The sequence below is a fragment of the Massilia pinisoli genome (assembly GCF_024753285.1).
Classification (GTDB): Bacteria; Pseudomonadota; Gammaproteobacteria; order Burkholderiales; family Burkholderiaceae_D; genus Telluria; species Telluria pinisoli.
Map to the genome: position 1 here is coordinate 19,760 of NZ_JANUGW010000024.1, position 17,988 is coordinate 37,747.

Below are 17,988 nucleotides of genomic sequence, written 5' to 3' on the forward strand. Positions count from 1 at the left end.
CGGGTTCAGTCGCCGACCGTGGCGCCGGACGGCGGCGCCTCGACGAAGGCGGCGACGGCGCCCACGACTTCGCCCGCCTCGTCGCGCACGGGCACGGCGTTGATCACGACGTGCATCCGCTCGTCGTCCGAGAAGCGCACCGTCAACGCCTCGCCGCGCACTTCCTCGCCGGTGGCGGCGGCGCGCTGCAGCGGCAGTTCGTCGAGGCCCAGCAAGGTGCTGCCGGCATACACGGCGAACGCGCGGCCGCCGCGGATGTCCGGCCGCGGGCAATCGCCGCCGTGCAGCCGCAGCAGCCGTTCGGCGGCCGGGTTGGCCTTGATGCGCCGGCATTCGCGGTCGCTGGCGACGAACAGGGCGGATGGTGCGGCCTGCATGACGCCTTCCAGCTCGCTCGTGCGGCGCTGCTCGCGCCGCTGGCTGTCCTGCAGCGCGCCCGCCAGGCGCCGTTGTTCCGTGATCTCCTCGACGACGACCGTCACGCCCAGCAGCGTGTCGTCGCGGTCGTACACGGGATGCAGGCTCTCGCGCCAGACGCGGCGCACGTGCGGCTGGGCCGGCGTCGCGCCTTCGAACACGGAGCCGACGATCGGCCGTCCCGTCGCCATCACCTGGCGCAGGCGCACCTCGGCGGCAGGCGCGATTTCGGGGATGACGTCGTGGATCGACTTGCCGATGTGGTCCTCGACGGGCAGGCCGTTGATGTCGGCCAGCAGGCGGTTCAGGCGCACGTAGCGCAGGTCGAGGTCCAGCAGGGCCAGGCCGACCGGGACGTGGTTGAACGCGGCCTCGAGGGTCAGCGCCATGCGGCGCACGTCGCGGCCGTCGCGCTCGGCGTCCGCCAGGCGTTGCTGCTGTCGGCCCAGGAGAATGGCGATGACGGCCGCGAGGGGCATCAACAGCAACAAAAGCTCTGCACTTGCGACGGGCACGACTCTCCTCCGAAGACGACCTTTTGCCGGGTGAATTTAACAATGCCAGGTCGACGATTCGCCAACATATCATTACATCGGCGAACTGCTCAATATCTGCATGTCAAACTGCGGCCGCGACCGAGGGAAGCGACGATGTTTGCGCACTCACTTGCGGCCGTATCACGTTATTAAGGTCACTGCCCCTCGGTTGCCAAGGGCGTGTATGCGACAGTAATTTTACGTATATCAAAGATTTGTCGAATCAATAATAATCTGCTGCCGGGCAGGTCAAAAAAAGAGGAGACCCATGTCATTCGTAATCGTTCTCGCCGCGCTGGCGTTCCTGATGTTCGCCGCCTACCGCGGCTACAGCGTCATCCTGTTCGCACCGATCGCCGCGCTGGGCGCCGTGCTGCTCACGGCACCGGACGCCGTCGCTCCGGTCTTTTCCGGCATCTTCATGGAGAAGATGGTCGGCTTCGTCAAGCTGTACTTCCCCGTGTTCATGCTGGGCGCCGTGTTCGGCAAGGTGATTGAGCTGTCCGGCTTTTCGGAATCGATCGTCAATGCCGCCATCCGCTACATCGGCCGCTCGCGCGCGAACGCCGTGATCGTCGCCGTGTGCGCGCTGCTGACGTATGGCGGCGTGTCGCTGTTCGTCGTCGTGTTCGCCGTGTACCCGTTCGCGGCCGAGCTCTACCGCCAGAGCAATATCCCGAAACGCCTGATGCCGGGCGCGATCGCGCTGGGCGCGTTCTCGTTCACGATGGATTCGCTGCCGGGCACCCCGCAGATCCAGAACATCATCCCGACCACGTTCTTCAAGACGACGTCGTGGGCGGCACCGGTGCTGGGCACCGCCGGTTCGCTGTTCATCGTCGTCGTCGGCCTGTCGTACCTCGAATGGCGCCGCCGTGCGGCCGTGGCGCGCGGCGAGGGCTACGGCACGTCGCTCGTCAACGAGCCGGAACGCATTGCCGCCACGTCGCTGCCGCATCCGGCGCTGGCGCTGCTGCCGCTCGTCGTCGTGGGCGTGGCGAACTTCATCCTCACGCGCATGATCCCGCAGTGGTACGGCGATTCGTTCACGGTGCCGGCCGAGATCCTGCCTGGTGTGCACACGCCGGTCACGGCCACCATCAAGACCGTCGTCGCGATCTGGTCGGTGGAGGCGGCGCTGCTGCTGGGGATCGTCGTCGTGATCGTGACGGCGTTCCGGCGCGTCAGCAGTCGCTTCGCGGACGGCTCGAAGGCGGCCGTCGGCGGCGCACTGCTGGCCGCGATGAACACGGCGTCGGAGTATGGCTTCGGCGGCGTGATCGCGGCGCTGCCGGGCTTCATCGTCGTGAGCGATGCGCTCAAAAGCATCCCGAACCCGCTCGTCAACGCGGCCGTGTCGGTGAGTTCGCTGGCCGGCATCACGGGCTCCGCGTCGGGGGGCATGAGCATCGCACTGGCCGCAATGTCCGACCTGTTCATCAAGGGCGCGCAGGCCGCGCAGATTCCGCTGGAAGTGCTGCACCGCGTCGTGTCGATGGCCAGCGGCGGCATGGACACGTTGCCGCACAACGGCGCCGTCATCACACTGCTCGCGGTGACGGGTCTCACGCACAAGGAATCGTACCGCGAGATCTTCGCCGTCACCGTCATCAAGACCCTGGCCGTGTTCTTCGTGATCGGGTTTTACTACGTCACGGGTCTCGTGTGACGATGTACGCGGTGTCCTGCATCACGTAGCGGGCAAAGACGAAATCGCGGATCGCGGCCACGCGGCCGTCGGTGAAGTCCAGAACGACGATATAGTCCGTCGCATCGGCGCCGCCATTCTGGCGGACCAGCACCGCCGGCCGTCCTTCCACGATGCCCGCCCACGCCGTCCAGCCGGGCACCTGGCCGTAGCGCGTGAAGTAGTCGTCGACGGCGGCGCCCTGCAGCCGCAGCCGGTTCACGAGGTCGAGCCGCACGTCGGCGGCCAGCATCTCGCGCAGCGCATCGAAGTCGCGCGCGTTGAACAGGTCGACATAGCGGTGCAGCAGGCTGCGTTCGGCATCCGGCAGGACGACGTCCGGGGCCGGACGGTCCCCCAGCTCGCGCAGATGGGCGCGCCCGCGCTGCAGCGCCGATTTCACGGCGGGCACCGTGGTCTCCAGGATCGCGCCGATCTCCTCGGCCGAATAATCCAGTACGTCGAACAGGATCACGACGCTGCGTTGCGACGGCGGGAGGTGCATGAACGCGGGCAGGCTGGCGGCCGCCGCGTCGCGCCGCGCGCGCTCGTCGACCGGGTCGGCGACGAGGTCGATGTCGTCGCCGTCGCGCGCGTCGGGCGTGCGCACGCGGCGTCGCAACAGGTCGAGCGCCAGGTTGTGCGCGATGCGGAACAGCCAGCCTTCCGGATTGTCGATGGGACCCGTGCGCACGGACGATTCCAGCGCGCGCACGAGCGCATCCTGCACGACGTCCTCGCCGTCGAGCACCGATCCGACCATGCGCGCGCAATAGCGATGCAGCCGGGGCCGCAGGCGTTCCAGGTCGAGTGCGAGAACCGGGGAAGACGGTGTGCTCATGGGGTTATGCGGCAACTGCGCCGGCGAAGGTGGCTGCGACGTCGCAGACGATGGATTCCATCTGCGCGAGCGCCCGTACGCGTTCGGCGTAGGCGGGCATCGCCGGATGCTCGCGCATCGCGGCGATGGCGTCCGCGCTGCGCCACTGGCCATAGACCACGACGCGGCGGTCGTCGCGCGCCAGGTGCAGTGACGAGCCGATGAAGCCGGGGACCTTCGAGATCCACTCGTCCGTGCCTGCCTTCAGCAAGGCCACGAGGCGGTCGCGGTCTTCGGGCGCGGCAGTGAAGACGTTGATCAGGGCCGTGTGGTCGGCGTTGGGGGCTATGTGCTGTGTCATAGTGTCGTCTCCGTTCGAAATGGGCGGACGGTGTGTCCGCCCCATTGCATAGACGACGGCGCGCGGCAAAACGAATCGGTCCGCCGAAAATATTATGTCGCGGCGACGCCGGCGCCATGGATCAGCAGGGCGTGACGACCCGCACGACCGTCTCGCAATAGTCGCGAAAGCCCATGCGCAGGTACAGGTCGTGTGCGCGCGCGTTCGCGCTCATCACGTGCAGGAACGGCGTCTCGCCGCGCGCCAGCTGGCGCAGGATGAGCTTTTCCATCAGGCGTTTCGCGTGGCCGCGGCCCTGGTGATCGGGATGCGTGCACACGCCGCTGATCTCGCGCAGGCCGCTTGCCGCCATGCGCTCGCCGGCCATCGCGACGAGGCGGCCGTCGTCGATGACGCCGAAGTACTCGCCCAGCTCGATGGTGCGCGGACCGAACGGGCCGGGACGCGTCAGCTGGGCCAGCGCCATCGCGTCGTCCACGTGCGCGTGGCCCAGCGGCACGGCGTCCGGGGCGGGATCAAAGGCCGGGCCCGGGCGGCCGTCCCACACGAGGCGGAACATCGTGGCCTCGACCTCGATGCGCCAGCCGTCCGGGGCGGGACCGCACCAGGCGTCGCAATAGAACAACTCGCCGGGTGCGCAGAACGGACGCAGCGCGGCGAAGTCGGGCGCATGCGGATCGGGAAAGCCGACGATCGGCGAAAAGCCCGGCGCGTAGCGGCGCGCGCGGTCGGTCCCGGTGGACAGGTGGCGGTGCGGGCCGGAAAGGCAGTTCCAGAAGATGTTGTCGAGCGGGTGGGGCATGATCCGGGCGTGCGCAAAAAATGTCACTCTAGCATGCGGCGGCCGCGTTCACGCGGGCAGCCGCAGCACCCACTCGAGCAGGAGCCGCGCCCCGTCTTCCCACTGCGGATCGAGCATCAGCGCATGGGCCAGGCCCGGCACGAGGTGGGCCCCGACGCCGTAATAGGTGGCCGTGCCGCGCACGGCGTCGGGGCGGATGAAGCGGTCGTCCAGGCCGCCCAGCACGAACATCGGCGGCGCCTGCCAGGGCATCGGCGCGAACGGACGCCAGCCCTGCAGTTCGATGCCGACGTGGCGCGATTCGCCCTGCACGCGGCGGGCGAAGCGGGCATAGTCGGCATCGGGCAGGGCGTCGGAAAACAGGTGGTGGCGCATGATGTCCGGGTCGAGCGCCTGCGCCTCGGCGAAGGAGAGGCGCGCCAGCTGCTGGAACAGGTCGGGAGACGACAGCATCATCTGCCAGGCCGAATACGCGAGACCCCACGGCGGCACGGACGCGAGCAGCGCGACCCCGGCCGCGTGCCCGCCGCTGCGGATCCAGTCCTGCACGACGGCGCCGCCGAGCGAGTGGCCGACGACGACGAGCGGGCCATCACCCAGCCGCGCGACCGTGGCGCGCAAGTCGTCCGTGTAGTCCGCCAGGTGCCAGTCGTTCAGGCGCTCGCGTCCCGCGCTGCCGCCGTGGCCGCGCAGGCTGAGCGCGTGCACCTCGAAGCCGGCATCGGCGAACCATGGCATGACGTGCTCTTCCCACACCCACGCGCCCACGCAGATGCCGTGCACCAGCAGCAGGCGCGGGCTGTCGGGACGGGGGCGGGGCGGGCGGCGCGTGATCAGTTCGAGTTCCATGGTCAGGGTGGCAAGTGCTGTCGACCGTATGGTAGCGTAATCCACACGGGCCGCACGCCGGGCCGCCGCCAGTCCGGGCGGCGCGTCCTTACAACGGTTTGCCCACGATGTCGTAGGCAATCGGGCACGACGCGGCTATACTGAATAATTCCAACGGGCAATAGATTTGACCCTTTACGCTTGTTTTCTATCCAATCTGGGGTTTTGCGATGTACCGAAATCTGCATGGCATCAAAGCCGGCACCGGGCGGGTCGGCGGGTTCACGCTGATCGAACTGATTGTCGTGATCGTCATCCTCGGCGTGCTGTCGGCCGTCGCGTTGCCGAAATTCGTCGACCTCGGGTCGTCGGCGCGGACGGCGTCGATCCAGGCGCTGGCCGGATCCGTCAAGACGGGCATCGGCCTCGTCAAGTCGCTCACGGCGCTGCGCGGGGCGGGCACGCCGGCCGGCCCCGTCAACCTGACCTTCGTCACGATGGACAACTCGACCCAGGTACGCGTCTGGAGCGGCTACCCCGACCGCTGGTGCGATGGCATCGGCGCGGTGCTGCAGGGCGCGACGGTCCCGACGAACGGCTGCTACCTGTCGTCCGCGGCGGTCCAGGGCGACGACTACACGTTCTACGGCTTCGGCAACAACAAACTGCCCAACGGCGACGCCGGATGGCGCATCGAGAGCGCGCCCAATCCCACGCAGTGCTCCGTCCAGTACACGTACAACGGCACCGGCGTTCCCGTCGTCAAGGCCAACACGAGCGGCTGCTGACCATGGCGCCGGGCACTGTTGCTCGGCGCCGAACAGTTTGTTCCATCTCACGGCATTTATCCCACGCCCGCGAACGCCCACAATGCATGGACGGCGACACCCGTCGCCGCCATCCATGACAGGAGCATTCATGCCGTTCGCAAATTTCAAGTTTCCCCAGGGCGTCGTCGATGCCGCGCGCAAGGAAGAGATCATCCACCGCACGACCGCGATGTTCGTCGAGTATTTCGGCGAGCAGGCCAGGCCCCATTCGATGGTGCTGGTCGAAGAGGTGGCCGACGGCGGCTGGGGCCGGGCCGACGAGACCCTCACGCTGGCCAAGATGGGGCTCGCTGCCGACCCCGCTTGATTGCATGCGCAATGCAAACGGCGCGCCGCAAGGTGGTGCTTTTCGGTAGCATGGGTCCTCCGCACATCTGGTTCTGTTTCGATGGTGACCCAATCCTCAGCCGTCCCGTCCCGTATCGACGACGTCCTCATCACGGCGGAATTGGAGCAGCGTCCGCGCCGCCCGCCGGACCACGCGGCCGAGAACCGCGCCATGGCCGCGCTCGCCCGGCAGCTGGCGGCCGATCCGCACGGTGCGCCGCAGAAGCTGGCGGAACTCGTGCTGGACCTGTGCGACGCCGACTCGGCCGGCATCAGCCTGCTCGAGGAACGGGACGGTGAGCGCATCTTCCGCTGGCAGGCGGCGGCCGGCTTGTTTGCCGACCACCTGGGCGGCACGATCGACTACGCCAGGAGCCCGTGCGGCGTCGTAGTCGAGCGCAATCAAACCATGCTGATGCGGCACGGCGAGCGCTACTTCAGCGCGATGGCCGGCTTCGACCCGCCGATGATCGAGATCCTGCTGGTGCCGTGGCGGGCGGAAGGCCGTGCCGTCGGTACCGTCTGGTTGATCAGCAACCGGTCCGGCCGCCAGTTCGACGCCGAGGATGCACGCGTGCTGCGCAACCTGGCCGATTTCGCGGCCGCCGCGTACCAGACCATCGTCGCGCTCGAGGAAACGGCCGAGAGCCGGCGCGAGCTGGTGCAGGCCGCGGAGGAGCGTACCCGCGTGCTGGCCGGACACAACCGCATGCTCGAACACGAGATCGCCCAGCGGCGCCAGGCCGACGACGCGCTGCGCGCCAGCGAGCAGCGCTACCGCGACCTGATTGGCGCGATCCCGGCCGGCGTGGTCGCATGCGACGCGGCGGGCACGGTCGTGTTCTACAACGCGTGTGCCGCGCAGCTGTGCGCCGGTCCGCCCGGCGAGGCGCCGGCCTGCTGGGGCGCGGACGCGTGCGCCGCGAACGGCCACAGTCTCGCCAATTTCACGGCGCCGCTGCACGATGTGCTGGCCGGCGGCGAGCCCGTCGTCGACCGCGAACTGGCCATCGAGCGACCGGACGGCAGCCGCATCGACGTCCTGCTCAACATCACGCCGCTGCGCGACCATGCGGGCGCCGTCACGGGGGCCGTGAACATCGTGCAGGACATCACGGCGCGCAAGCGCGTGGAGACGGCGTTGCGCGCGTCCGAGCTGCGCTTCCGCACCTTGGCCGACACGGTGCCCGTGCTGATCTGGCAGAACGACGAAGTGGGCCGCAACGTCTACGTCAACCAGTACTACCTCGACTTCACGGGCCTGGGCCTGGAGGACGTGATGGGCGTGCGCTGGCACGACCTCGTGCATCCGGACGACGCACCCGGCTACATCGCCGACTACATGGATGCCGTGCGCACGCGCCGGCCGTGGCGCAACCTCGACCGCGTGCGCCGGCGCGACGGCCAGTGGCGCTGGTTCGACAATTATGCGCAGCCGCTGTTCGGGCCGGATGGCAAGTACGCGGGCCACGTCGGCGCCTCGCTCGACATCACGGACGCCGTGCTGGCCGAGCAGGCGCTGAAGGAGACGGACCGGCGCAAGGACGAATTCCTCGCCGTGCTGGCGCACGAGCTGCGCAACCCGCTCGCGCCGATCAGCAACGCCGTGCACCTGCTGCGCCATCCGGACGGGCGCCGCCGCGCCGACCGCCTCGTCGAGATGCTGGGCCGCCAGGTACGCCAGATGATCAAGCTCGTCGACGACCTGCTGGAAATCTCGCGCATCACGCGCGACAAGATCGAGCTCGATTCCCAGCCGTTGCTGCTGGCGGACGTCGTGCACGCGGCCGTCGAGACGAGCCGCCCCCTGATCGACCAGCACCACCACCACCTGGACGTGCGCCTGCCCGACGAGCCGCTCACCGTCCACGCGGACAGCGTGCGCCTGACGCAGGTGCTCGCCAACCTGCTCAACAACGCGGCCAAGTACACGGACCACGGCGGCCGCATCGAACTGGAAGCGCGGCGGGCCGGGCTCGACGTCGAGATCGCGGTGCGCGACAACGGCATCGGCATTCCGGCCGGCCACCTGCCCGAAGTGTTCGACATGTTCACGCAGGCGCATCGCGCGGCCGGGCGCGGGCAGGGCGGCCTCGGGATCGGGCTCGCGATGGTGCGCAGCCTCGTGCAGATGCATGGCGGCACGGTGGAGGCGCGCAGCGCGGGGGCGGGGCGGGGGAGCGAATTCCTCGTGCGCCTGCCGCTGGCCGAGGCGCACGACGCGGACGACGACGCGGACGCGGCCGCGGGCGCGGCACCGCTCGCGGGCCAGCGCATCCTCGTCGTGGACGACAACCGGGACGCGGCCGACACGCTCGCGATGCTGCTCGAGGCGGACGGTGCCCAGGCGCGCGCCGTGTACGGCGGCGAGGCGGCGCTGGAAGCGTTGCCCTCCCTGCGTCCGCACACGGTGCTGCTCGACCTGGGCATGCCCGAGATGGACGGCCTCGAGGTGGCGCGCCGCATCCGCGCCGAGCCCGCCTGGGCCGGCGTGCGCATCGTCGCGCTGACGGGATGGGGCCAGGAAAGCGACCGCGAACGCACGCGCGGGGCCGGGTTCGATTTTCACCTCACCAAGCCTGTCGACCTGGCCCTGCTGCACGCGTGGCTCGGGACGCGGCGGACGCAATAACCCTGCTTCGACACAAACGTGCGCGCCGTCCACCCTACGCCCCAACGCCTTGCGATACGCCTCGGGCGGTAACGCCACGTATTCACCCGGCGCGCGCGCGAAACGCCTTGCGATAGGCCGCCGGCGACATCTGCAGCGCGGCGCGGAAATGCTGGCGCAGCGACAGCGCCGACCCGAAGCCCGCTTCCTGCGCCACCACCTCGACGGCCGCGTCGCCGGTCTCCAGCATGTCGCGCGCGTGCGCCAGCCGCTGGGCCAACAGCCATTGCTTGAACGACGTGCCCGTCGCCTGGCGGAAGTGGCGCGTGAAGTTACGCCGGCTCATGGCGGCGCGGTGCGCCAGGTCGTCGAGCGAATGGTCGCTGCCGAGGTGCCGCGTCACCCAGTCCAGCACGGCGGACAGCCGGCCGTCGCTGCCGGATACGGGAAGCGGCCGCTCGATGAATTGCGCCTGACCGCCTTGCCGGTGCGGCGCCACCACGAGCATGCGCGCCACGTGGTTCGCCGCGTCCGCGCCGCACAGCCGGCGCAGCAGGTGCAGGCAGCAGTCGATACCGGCCGCCACGCCGGCCGACGTCAGCACGTCGCCGTCGTCCACGTACAGCACGTCCGGATCGACCTTTACGCGCGGGTGGCGCCGTGCCAGTTCGTCCGCCGCGGCCCAGTGCGTGGCGGCCGTGCGGCCGTCCAGCAGGCCCGCCTCCGCAACGGGAAACGCGCCCAGGCACAGCGCGACGATGCAGGCACCGCGCGCGTGCGCGGCGCGCAATGCCTGCAGCAGCGCGGGCGGCGCGGGGCGGCAGTCGTCGTGCCACGCGGGCATCACGACGATGTCGGCCTTGGCCAGCGCTTCCAGGCCGTGGCGCGGCACGATGCCGAAGCCGGCGCTCGTCGCGAGCGGCGCTTCCGGGCCGGCGCCGCACACGGTCAGTTCGAAGCGGGCGCGCGCGTCCGTGCCGGGCCGGCCGCTGAACACGAGGCAGGGCACGGACAGGTGGAATGGCGTCATGCCGTCGAAGGCGACGACGGCCACACGGTACTTGGCTGGCTGGGATCGGGTCATGGCCCGATTATATCGAAAGGTGTCCTGCGGGCCACTATCGGAGACTTCTCTGCGCCGCGACAATGGCTGCACACTTACCAAGGAGCCGCCATGCAACTGACCCAGATCCGCAACGCCACCCTGCTCGTCGACTACGCCGGCAAGCGCTTCCTCGTCGATCCGCTGCTGGCCGACCGGGGCGCCTACCCGGGCTTCGCGGGCACGGCGAACAGCCATCTCGCCAATCCGCTCGTCGACCTGCCCGTGCCGCTGGCCACGCTGACGGACGTCGACGCGGTGATCGTCACGCACCTGCACCTCGACCACTGGGACGAGGCGGCGCGGCGCGTGCTGCCGCGCGGCCTGCCGCTGTTCGCGCAGAACGAGGCGGATGCCGCGGCCATCCGCGCCGACGGCTTCACGGACGTGCGCACGCTCGCCACGCACGGCCACACGGCGTTCGGCGCCATCCGCATCGCCCGCACGGACGGGCAGCACGGCAGCGACGCCGTAATGGCCGCCATCGGCGCGCGCATGGGCGAAGTGAGCGGCATCGTGCTGCGCCATCCGGACGAGCCGACCGTGTACATCGCCGGCGACACCGTGTGGAACGGCCACGTGGCGGCGGCGCTGGCCGCCTACGACCCGGACGTCGTCGTGCTGAACTGCGGCGATGCGCAGGTGCCGGGACTGGGCGCCATCATCATGGACCTGGACGACGTGGGGCGTGTCGCGCAGGCGGCACCGCGCGCAACCATCGTCGCGAGCCACCTGGAAGCCGTGAACCACTGCATGCTGTCGCGCGTCACGTTGCGCGAGTGGGTGCACGCACAGGGCCTGGGCGCGCGCGTGCACGTGCCCGACGACGGCGAGGCGCGCGTATTTGCGCTACCCGGCGCGGGTTCGAGGTAGTATGCGGGGAATGCGGCGCGGCGCCGCGCACCGACGAGATGAGCCATGTCCATCGATGCCACCGACTTCGACGAGTACCTGCAGTTCGCCAACGAACTGGCCGATGCGGCTGCCGCCGCCATCCTGCCGCATTTCCGTGCCGGCGGCGGCGCCGAGAACAAGAGCGCGCACGGCTTCGATCCCGTCACCGCGGCCGACCGCGGCGCCGAACGGGCGATGCGTGCGCTGATCCAGGCGCGCTACCCGCACCACGCGATCCTCGGCGAGGAAGAGGGCGGCCAGGCCGGCACCGGCCTCACGTGGGTGCTCGACCCCATCGACGGCACAAAGGCCTTCCTGCTCGGCCTGCCGTTGTGGGGGACATTGATCGCGCTGAACGACGGCACGCGCCCCGTGCTGGGCCTGATGAATCAACCGTTCACGCGCGAGCGCTTCGTCGGCACGGCGCACTGCGCGTGGAACGGCGGCCACGTGCTGCACACGCGTGCGTGCGCGCAACCGGCCGACGCGCACGTGATGTGCACGTCGCCCGACATCTTCGATCCCGCGCAGCGCGCCACGTTCGACGCCGTGGCCGCCCGCGCGCGGCTGCTGCGCTACGGCGGCGATTGCTACGCCTACTGCATGCTGGCGTCCGGCCACGTCGACGCCGTCATCGAGGCCGGGCTGAAACCGTGGGACGTGCAGGCGCTCGTCCCGATCATCGAAGGTGCGGGCGGCATCGTCACGACGTGGGACGGTGGCGACGTCCAGCATGGCGGCACGGTGCTCGCGTGCGGCGACGCGCGCCTGCACGCGCAGCTCGTCACGGCGCTGGGCGGGTCGTAGCGGGCAGGTCGCGGTCGCCCAGCAGCAGCTTGTCGGGCGTGATGGGCGTCGTGCGCAGGCGCTTGCCCGTCGCGTGGAAGACGGCATTGGCGACGGCGGCCGCCACGCCGACGATGCCGATCTCGCCCACGCCCTTCGCGCCCAGCTGGCGGCTGACGATGCGGTCTTCCTCGTCGGCGAAGATCACCTGCACGTCGGGAATGTCGGCATTGACGGCCACGTGGTATTCCGCGAAGTCGTGGTTCATGAAGCGGCCCAGACGGTGGTCCGTGAACGTCTCCTCGTGCAGCGCCTGGCTGATGCCCCACACGACGGCGCCGCTGACCTGGCTCGCGGCCGTCTTCGCGTTGATGATGCGGCCCGCCGCGACGGCGCTGACGGCGCGCGTGACGCGCACCATGCCGAGCCGCTCGTTCACGCGCACCTCGACGAACACGGCGGAATGCACGGCGCGCGCGAACTTGCGCTGCTTGAGCAATTGCGGCGTCATGAAGAATTTTTCCTCGACCCGGTCGCGGCCCGCCTGCGCCAGCACGTCCGCCAGCGCCACGCCGCGCTCCGGCTGCCCGAGCAGGTGGAGGCGGCCGCCGGAGAATTCCACGTCCTTCGGCTTGCACTCCTTGAACAGCCCGTCGTCGCGGCAGCGTGCCAGCTTGAACAAGGTGTTCTTGAGTTTGTCGCAGGCGCCGGCGACGGCGCCGCCCACGGTCGTCACGTGCGACGAGCCGCCTTCGACGGGCGCCAGCGGCAAGGTGGAATCGCCGAGCTGGAACGTCACCCGCTCGAGCGGCAGGCCGAGGCGCTCCGCCGCGATCATCGCCATCACCGTGTACGTGCCGGTGCCGATATCGGACGCTGCGCTCGACACGACGAGGCGTCCGTCCGCATGCAGCACGGCCGATGCGCGCGCGATCATCACGAGCGAATCCCACACGCCCGTCGCCATGCCCCAGCCGACGAGTTCATCGCCGGCGCGCATCGAGCGGGGCTCGATGGGGCGGTCGTGCCAGCCGAAGCGGTCGGCGCCCAGCCGGTAGCACTGGCGCAGTTCCTTGCTGGAGTAGGGTTTGTCGTCGAGGTGGTCGTGCTCCGCGTAGTTCGTCAGGCGCAGTTCGAGCGGGTCCATCCGGAGCGCGTACGCCAGCTCGTCCATCGCCACTTCCATCGCGTGCACGCCGTGCGCGGCGCCCGGTGCACGCATGTCGATGGGCGTCGCGCGGTCCTGTTCGACGAGCCGGTAGTCCAGGTGGATGTTGTCGCAGGCGTACAGATGGCCGGACCAGTTGACGACGACCTGCACGTAGTCTTCGAGGCGCGACGTCTCCTGCACGGCCTCGTGCCACACGGCCTGCAGCTTGCCGACCGCGTCGGCCGCGAGCCGCACGCGGTGCCACGTCTCGGGCCGGTGGCCGAAGCTGAACATCTGCTGGCGCGTGAGCACGACGCGCACGGAACGCTTCAGCTGCAGCGCGGCCATCACGGCGAGCGGCAGCTGGTATTGCGGGCGCAGGCCGGCGCCGAACGCACCGCCCACGTACGGGTTGCGCACCGTGACCTTGTCCTTGCCGAGGCCGAACACGTGCGACACGTACCAGCGGCTGTTCTGCGAGCTCTGGGTCTTGTCGTAGATCGTCAGGTGGCCGTCCGCGCCCACCACGACGGTGGAGGCGAACATCTCCATCGGGTTGTGGTGCTCGACGGCGTTGTAGTACTCCGCCTCGATCTTCACGGGCGCCGAGTTCCACGCCTGCGTCGCATCGCCTTTCGACTTCGGCGGTGCGAAGCCCGGTGTCATCGGGCGCGGCGCGTACGCCTTGTGCAGGCCCGCCAGCATGTCCGTGTCGTGTTCCTCCACGTCGTACGTGACGCCCACGAGGCGCGCGGCGTGGCGCGCGGCCTCGAACGTCTCCGCCACGACGAGCGCCACGGGCTGGCCGCTCCAGAACACGCGGCTGGAAAACAGGGGACGGAACGGCGAGCCGCCCGGCGCCGTCATGTCCTTGTACGCGAGGTCGTGCGCGCGCATCTTCGGGCGGTTCTCGTGCGTGAGCACGTCGATCACGCCGGGCACGCCGAGGGCGGCCGTCGCGTCGATGGCCTTGATGCGGCCGCGCGCGACGGTGCTGGTGACGACGACGCCGTACGCGAGGTCCGGCGCCGCGACCTCGGCCGCGTACTGCGCCGCGCCCGTGACTTTCGCGCGGCCGTCGACGCGCGACACGGCCATGCCGCTTTGCACGGGGCCCGTGCCGTCCGGCGCGACCGGCGTGCGCAGCTCGGGAATCAGGTCCGTCATCGCGCGCCTCCCCGCATGGCGTTCGTCAGGGCCTGCACGACGGCGTTGTGCGCGAGCGGTATCTTGAAATCGTTCTGGCCCCAGCCGCGCGCGCCATGCAGGATGCGGTCCGCCGCCGCGGCGAACGCAGGCTCGCCCGCCGGGTGGCCCACCAGTCGTTCTTCCGCGTCCTCGACGCGCCACGGCTTGTGCGCGACGCCGCCCAGTGCGATGCGGGCGGCGCGGATCGTGCCGTCTTCGTCGAGGTCGAGCGCGGCGGCCACCGACACGAGCGCGAACGCATATGACAGGCGGTCGCGCACCTTCACGTACGCGCTGTGCCGCGCGAAACGGCGCCCGTCCGGCAAGGCGATGTGCGTGACGAGTTCTCCCGGCTGCAACGTGTTGTCGACGTCGGGCGTGTCGCCGGGCAGGCGGTGGAAGTCGGCGAACGGAATGGCCCGCTCGCCGTTCGCCGCGCGCACGTGCACGGTCGCGTCGAGCGCGCGCAGCGCCACGCACATGTCGGACGGATGCGTGGCGATGCAGCGCTCGCTCGTGCCGAGGATCGCCAACTGGCGGTTGATGCCGGCCTTCGCGGGGCAGCCCGTGCCCGGCTCGCGCTTGTTGCACGGCGCCCCCGTGTCGTAGAAATACACGCAGCGGGTGCGCTGCAGCACGTTGCCGCCGTTCGTCGCCATATTGCGCAACTGGGGCGACGCGCCTGCGAGGATCGCGGCGGACAGCAGCGGATAGCGTTCGCGCACCAGCGGGTGATACGCGGTGTCGGCGTTGCGGGCGAGGGCGCCCAGGCGCAGGCCGGCACCGTCTTCCGCGATCGCATCGAGGCCCGCGCCGGCGAGCGCGTTGATGTCGACGAGGGCGGACGGCGCCATCACGCCGGCCTTCATCAGGTCGACCAGATTGGTGCCGCCGGCGACGGGACGGGCGCCCGGCGCCGCGAGCGCGGCGAGGGCCGCGCCGACGTCCTGCGGCTGCGTGTAGGCGAAGGGGTTCATGTGGATTCCGGGCCGGGAATGGCGATGCCCTGCACGGCGCATACGGCGCGCGCGATCTGCGGATACGCGCCGCAGCGGCACAGGTTCCCGCTCATCAGCTCACGCACGTCGTCGTAGGTTGTCGCCTGGCCCTCGGCGGCGAGGCCGGCCGCCGAACAGATCTGGCCCGGCGTGCAGTAGCCGCACTGGAAAGCGTCGTGCTCGATGAAGGCCTGCTGCAGCGGATGCAGGCGGTCGCCGTCCGCCAGGCCCTCGATCGTCGTGACGGCGTGGCCGTCCTGCATGACGGCGAGAGTGAGACAGGCGTTGATGCGGCGCCCGTCCAGCAGCACCGTGCAGGCGCCGCACTGGCCGTGGTCGCAGCCTTTCTTCGTCCCCGTCAGGCCGGCCCGTTCGCGCAGCAGGTCGAGCAGGGTGACCCACGCCTCGACGGCGAACGTGCGTTCCTGTCCGTTGATGTGCAGGCGGATGGGGTAGTGCGGGCAAGCGTCCATGGCGTCCTCGTACGGGCGAAGGTTCAACCATACGGTCCGGCCAGCCGCCGTTCGGTTCGCTGACACACACAGTCCGGCCGCCTCGGCAGGTCGGTGTGACATTTGTGCAGCAAAACTGATCTCTTCTGCATAAAAAATGAATTCTCGCCAATTATTTCACTGTAGAATGTTTGCGAAGTTTTATGACGGCATAGGATGTGCCCGCGTTGCAACGGATGTGGCTCCAATGCACAGTTCGGTGAGAATCGGATAGAATTTATTGCAAAGGCTGCGTATTGCGCTGAATTGCCTCGTTTCCGGCCTTGATCCGCCGGTTCTTTCTTCGCCGTCCAGGCAAGGATGCTCATGCTCAGTCACCAGGAACTCGCAGAAGAAGCACGCATCACGGCGCCCGTCGCGCCGGCGATGGCCGACGCGTCGCCGGAAGACCGGTTCGACCGCTACACGCGCCTCGCCGCGGCCGCGTTCCGCGTGCCCATCGCGCTCCTCGTGCTCGGCGACCGCGAGCACCCCTCGTGCAAGTCGCAGGTGGGCCTCGACGCCTGCGGGATGCCGCATCCGCTCGCCTTGTATCCCCGCGCCCTCGACCACGGCGACATGCTGGTCGTCCCCGACATCGCGCTCGACGAGCGCTTCGCCGGCGACGCACGCATCCGTTTCTATGCGAGCCAGCCGCTGCGCAGCCCCGATGGCCAGCCTCTCGGTACCTTGTGCATCGCCGACACGGCGCCGCGCGCCTTCGGCGACGCCGACCGGCGCCTGCTGCTCGACCTCGCGCGCATGGCGCAGGAAGAGCTGCACCGCGACGCCGATGGCGCACACGACGCGGACCAGCGCGCGCTGCACGACCGGAACGCCGCGCTCGAACTGGCGATGCGTTTGCGGGCGACGGCGGAACAGGTGGTGCGGCAGAAGCAGGAGTTGCTCGACGCCGTGCTGGAAACGGTGGACGTGGGCGTCGTCGCGTGCGACGCGGACGGCCACCTGACGTTGTTCAACCGCGCCGCGCGCGCCTTCCACGGTCTCGATGCGGATGCCGGCTTGCCGGCGGCCGACTGGCCCACCCGCTACGACCTGTACGGCGAGGACGGCATCACGCCGCTGACGCCGGACGAGGTCCCGCTCGTGCGTGCGCTGCGCGGCGAACGCGTGGTCGACGCCGGCATGACGATCCGCGCAGGGGGCGCCGCGCCGCGCCGCGTGCTGGCGAGCGGGCGGGCGCTGACGGGTCGCGGCGGCGAGCCGCTGGGTGCCGTCGTCGCGCTGAAGGACGTGACGGAACTGGACGCGTCGCGCGCCCGGCTGGCCGAGAGCGGCGAATGGCTGCGCACGATTGCCGACAACGTGCCCGCGCTGATCGCCTACGTCGACACCGACCTGCGCTACCGCTTCGCCAACGAACGTTATCGCGAGTGGTTCGGCGTGAAGAGCCAGGACATGATCGGCAAGACGGTGCTGGAAGCGATGGGCGAGGCGTTCTTTGCGTCGCGCCGCGCCGCGCTGGCGCGCTGCCTGGACGGCCACGCGTCGCACCTGGAGATCGAGGAAGTGCGGCGCGGCCGCACCCGCGTGGTCAGTTCGACCTATCTGCCGCATCTGCGCGACGGCGTCGTGCAGGGCATCTACGTGCTGTCGACGGACGCCACGTCGGCACGCGAGTACGAACGCCAATTGCACGCGCTCGCGCATTCCGACCACCTGACCGGGCTGCCCAACCGGCGCAGCTACGAGGAACGCCTCGCGCAGGCGATCGCGCGCACGCGCCGCACGGCCGCGCCGCTGGCGCTGGCCTACCTCGACGTCGACCACTTCAAGCAGATCAACGACAGTCTCGGCCACGCCGTCGGCGACGCCGTGCTGCGCGAGTTCGGCCGCCGCCTGGCCGGCGCCGTGCGCAGCTCCGACATCGTGGCGCGCCTGGCCGGCGACGAATTCGTCGTCGTGCTGGAGCAGGTGGGTTCGCCATTAGAGTGCGAGCGGATCGCGGCCAAGCTGCAGGACGCGCTACGTCCGCCATTCGAGCTGGACGGCCGCGTCGTGCGGGTAGCGAGCAGCGTCGGCATCGCGTGGAGCGCGCATCCAGACCAGGCGGCGCTCGCGCAGGCGGCGGACGAGGCGCTGTACCGCTCGAAGAACGCGGGGCGCGACAGGGCGTCGGTGCTGGTCGCCGGCGCCTGA

Annotated in this window: 16 protein-coding genes; 7 read left to right on the forward strand and 9 right to left on the reverse strand. The window is 69.8% G+C overall.

Going from position 1 to position 17,988, the window contains the following annotated elements; genetic code table 11:
- Nucleotides 1-5: 5 nt before the first annotated feature.
- Nucleotides 6-896 (reverse strand): PAS domain-containing protein, encoded by an 891-nt coding sequence (locus tag NX784_RS24215; protein ID WP_258819306.1) that lies wholly within the window; start codon nt 894-896, stop codon nt 6-8.
- A 325-nt stretch (nt 897-1,221) separates the two neighbouring features.
- Between NX784_RS24215 and NX784_RS24220 the strand changes: the two genes are divergently transcribed.
- The gene (locus NX784_RS24220) at nt 1,222-2,622 is read left to right on the forward strand and encodes a GntP family permease (protein ID WP_258819243.1); all 1,401 of its coding nucleotides are present in this window, start codon (nt 1,222-1,224) and stop codon (nt 2,620-2,622) included.
- On the opposite strand, the gene NX784_RS24225 is transcribed toward NX784_RS24220, so the two are convergent.
- From NX784_RS24225 to NX784_RS24240, 4 genes are all read right to left on the reverse strand, one after another.
- Nucleotides 2,606-3,481: a sigma-70 family RNA polymerase sigma factor gene (locus NX784_RS24225; protein ID WP_258819244.1), complete on the reverse strand. Its 876-nt coding sequence runs from the start codon at nt 3,479-3,481 to the stop codon at nt 2,606-2,608. The genes NX784_RS24220 and NX784_RS24225 overlap by 17 nt on opposite strands.
- A gap of 4 nt (nt 3,482-3,485) precedes the next feature.
- The gene (locus NX784_RS24230; RefSeq protein WP_258819245.1) at nt 3,486-3,821 is read right to left on the reverse strand and encodes an antibiotic biosynthesis monooxygenase family protein; all 336 of its coding nucleotides are present in this window, start codon (nt 3,819-3,821) and stop codon (nt 3,486-3,488) included.
- A gap of 121 nt (nt 3,822-3,942) precedes the next feature.
- On the reverse strand, nt 3,943-4,623 hold the full coding sequence (locus NX784_RS24235; RefSeq protein WP_258819246.1) for a GNAT family N-acetyltransferase: 681 nt from the start codon (nt 4,621-4,623) through the stop codon (nt 3,943-3,945).
- Between the two features lie 48 nt (nt 4,624-4,671).
- Nucleotides 4,672-5,472: an alpha/beta hydrolase gene (locus tag NX784_RS24240; RefSeq protein ID WP_258819247.1), complete on the reverse strand. Its 801-nt coding sequence runs from the start codon at nt 5,470-5,472 to the stop codon at nt 4,672-4,674.
- 209 nt (nt 5,473-5,681) lie between these two features.
- On the opposite strand from NX784_RS24240, the gene NX784_RS24245 reads away from it, so the two are divergent.
- The 3 genes from NX784_RS24245 (at nt 5,682) to NX784_RS24255 (ending at nt 9,240) form a co-directional block, all read left to right on the forward strand.
- The gene (locus NX784_RS24245; protein WP_258819248.1) at nt 5,682-6,239 is read left to right on the forward strand and encodes a type II secretion system protein; all 558 of its coding nucleotides are present in this window, start codon (nt 5,682-5,684) and stop codon (nt 6,237-6,239) included.
- A gap of 130 nt (nt 6,240-6,369) precedes the next feature.
- Nucleotides 6,370-6,588 carry a tautomerase family protein gene (locus tag NX784_RS24250; protein ID WP_258819249.1) on the forward strand — a complete coding sequence of 73 codons (219 nt, stop codon included), beginning with the start codon at nt 6,370-6,372 and terminating at the stop codon, nt 6,586-6,588.
- Nucleotides 6,589-6,669: 81 nt separating this feature from the next.
- The gene (locus tag NX784_RS24255; RefSeq protein ID WP_258819250.1) at nt 6,670-9,240 is read left to right on the forward strand and encodes a PAS domain S-box protein; all 2,571 of its coding nucleotides are present in this window, start codon (nt 6,670-6,672) and stop codon (nt 9,238-9,240) included.
- 82 nt (nt 9,241-9,322) lie between these two features.
- Here the strand turns inward: NX784_RS24255 and NX784_RS24260 are convergent, their stop codons facing one another.
- A complete protein-coding gene (locus tag NX784_RS24260) occupies nt 9,323-10,303 on the reverse strand; it encodes a GlxA family transcriptional regulator (protein WP_258819251.1) in 981 nt (326 codons plus the stop codon).
- Nucleotides 10,304-10,393: 90 nt separating this feature from the next.
- On the opposite strand from NX784_RS24260, the gene NX784_RS24265 reads away from it, so the two are divergent.
- Together NX784_RS24265 and hisN are read left to right on the forward strand one after the other, a co-directional pair.
- A complete protein-coding gene (locus NX784_RS24265; RefSeq protein WP_258819252.1) occupies nt 10,394-11,194 on the forward strand; it encodes an MBL fold metallo-hydrolase in 801 nt (266 codons plus the stop codon).
- Between the two features lie 45 nt (nt 11,195-11,239).
- Nucleotides 11,240-12,022 (forward strand): histidinol-phosphatase, encoded by a 783-nt coding sequence (hisN, locus tag NX784_RS24270; protein WP_258819253.1) that lies wholly within the window; start codon nt 11,240-11,242, stop codon nt 12,020-12,022.
- Here hisN and NX784_RS24275 read toward each other — a convergent pair.
- The 3 genes from NX784_RS24275 to NX784_RS24285 are packed head-to-tail and all read right to left on the reverse strand — an operon-like array spanning nt 12,000 to nt 15,810.
- Complete coding sequence (locus NX784_RS24275) at nt 12,000-14,318, reverse strand: xanthine dehydrogenase family protein molybdopterin-binding subunit (protein ID WP_258819254.1); 2,319 nt, start codon at nt 14,316-14,318, stop codon at nt 12,000-12,002. The genes hisN and NX784_RS24275 overlap by 23 nt on opposite strands.
- Nucleotides 14,315-15,316, reverse strand: coding sequence for an FAD binding domain-containing protein (locus NX784_RS24280; protein WP_258819255.1), 1,002 nt, complete (start codon nt 15,314-15,316; stop codon nt 14,315-14,317). Before NX784_RS24280 ends, NX784_RS24275 begins: the two co-directional genes overlap by 4 nt.
- Nucleotides 15,313-15,810 (reverse strand): (2Fe-2S)-binding protein, encoded by a 498-nt coding sequence (locus NX784_RS24285; RefSeq protein ID WP_258819256.1) that lies wholly within the window; start codon nt 15,808-15,810, stop codon nt 15,313-15,315. Before NX784_RS24285 ends, NX784_RS24280 begins: the two co-directional genes overlap by 4 nt.
- A gap of 345 nt (nt 15,811-16,155) precedes the next feature.
- Here NX784_RS24285 and NX784_RS24290 point away from each other — a divergent pair, with 345 nt between their 5' ends.
- Complete coding sequence (locus tag NX784_RS24290; protein ID WP_258819257.1) at nt 16,156-17,988, forward strand: sensor domain-containing diguanylate cyclase; 1,833 nt, start codon at nt 16,156-16,158, stop codon at nt 17,986-17,988.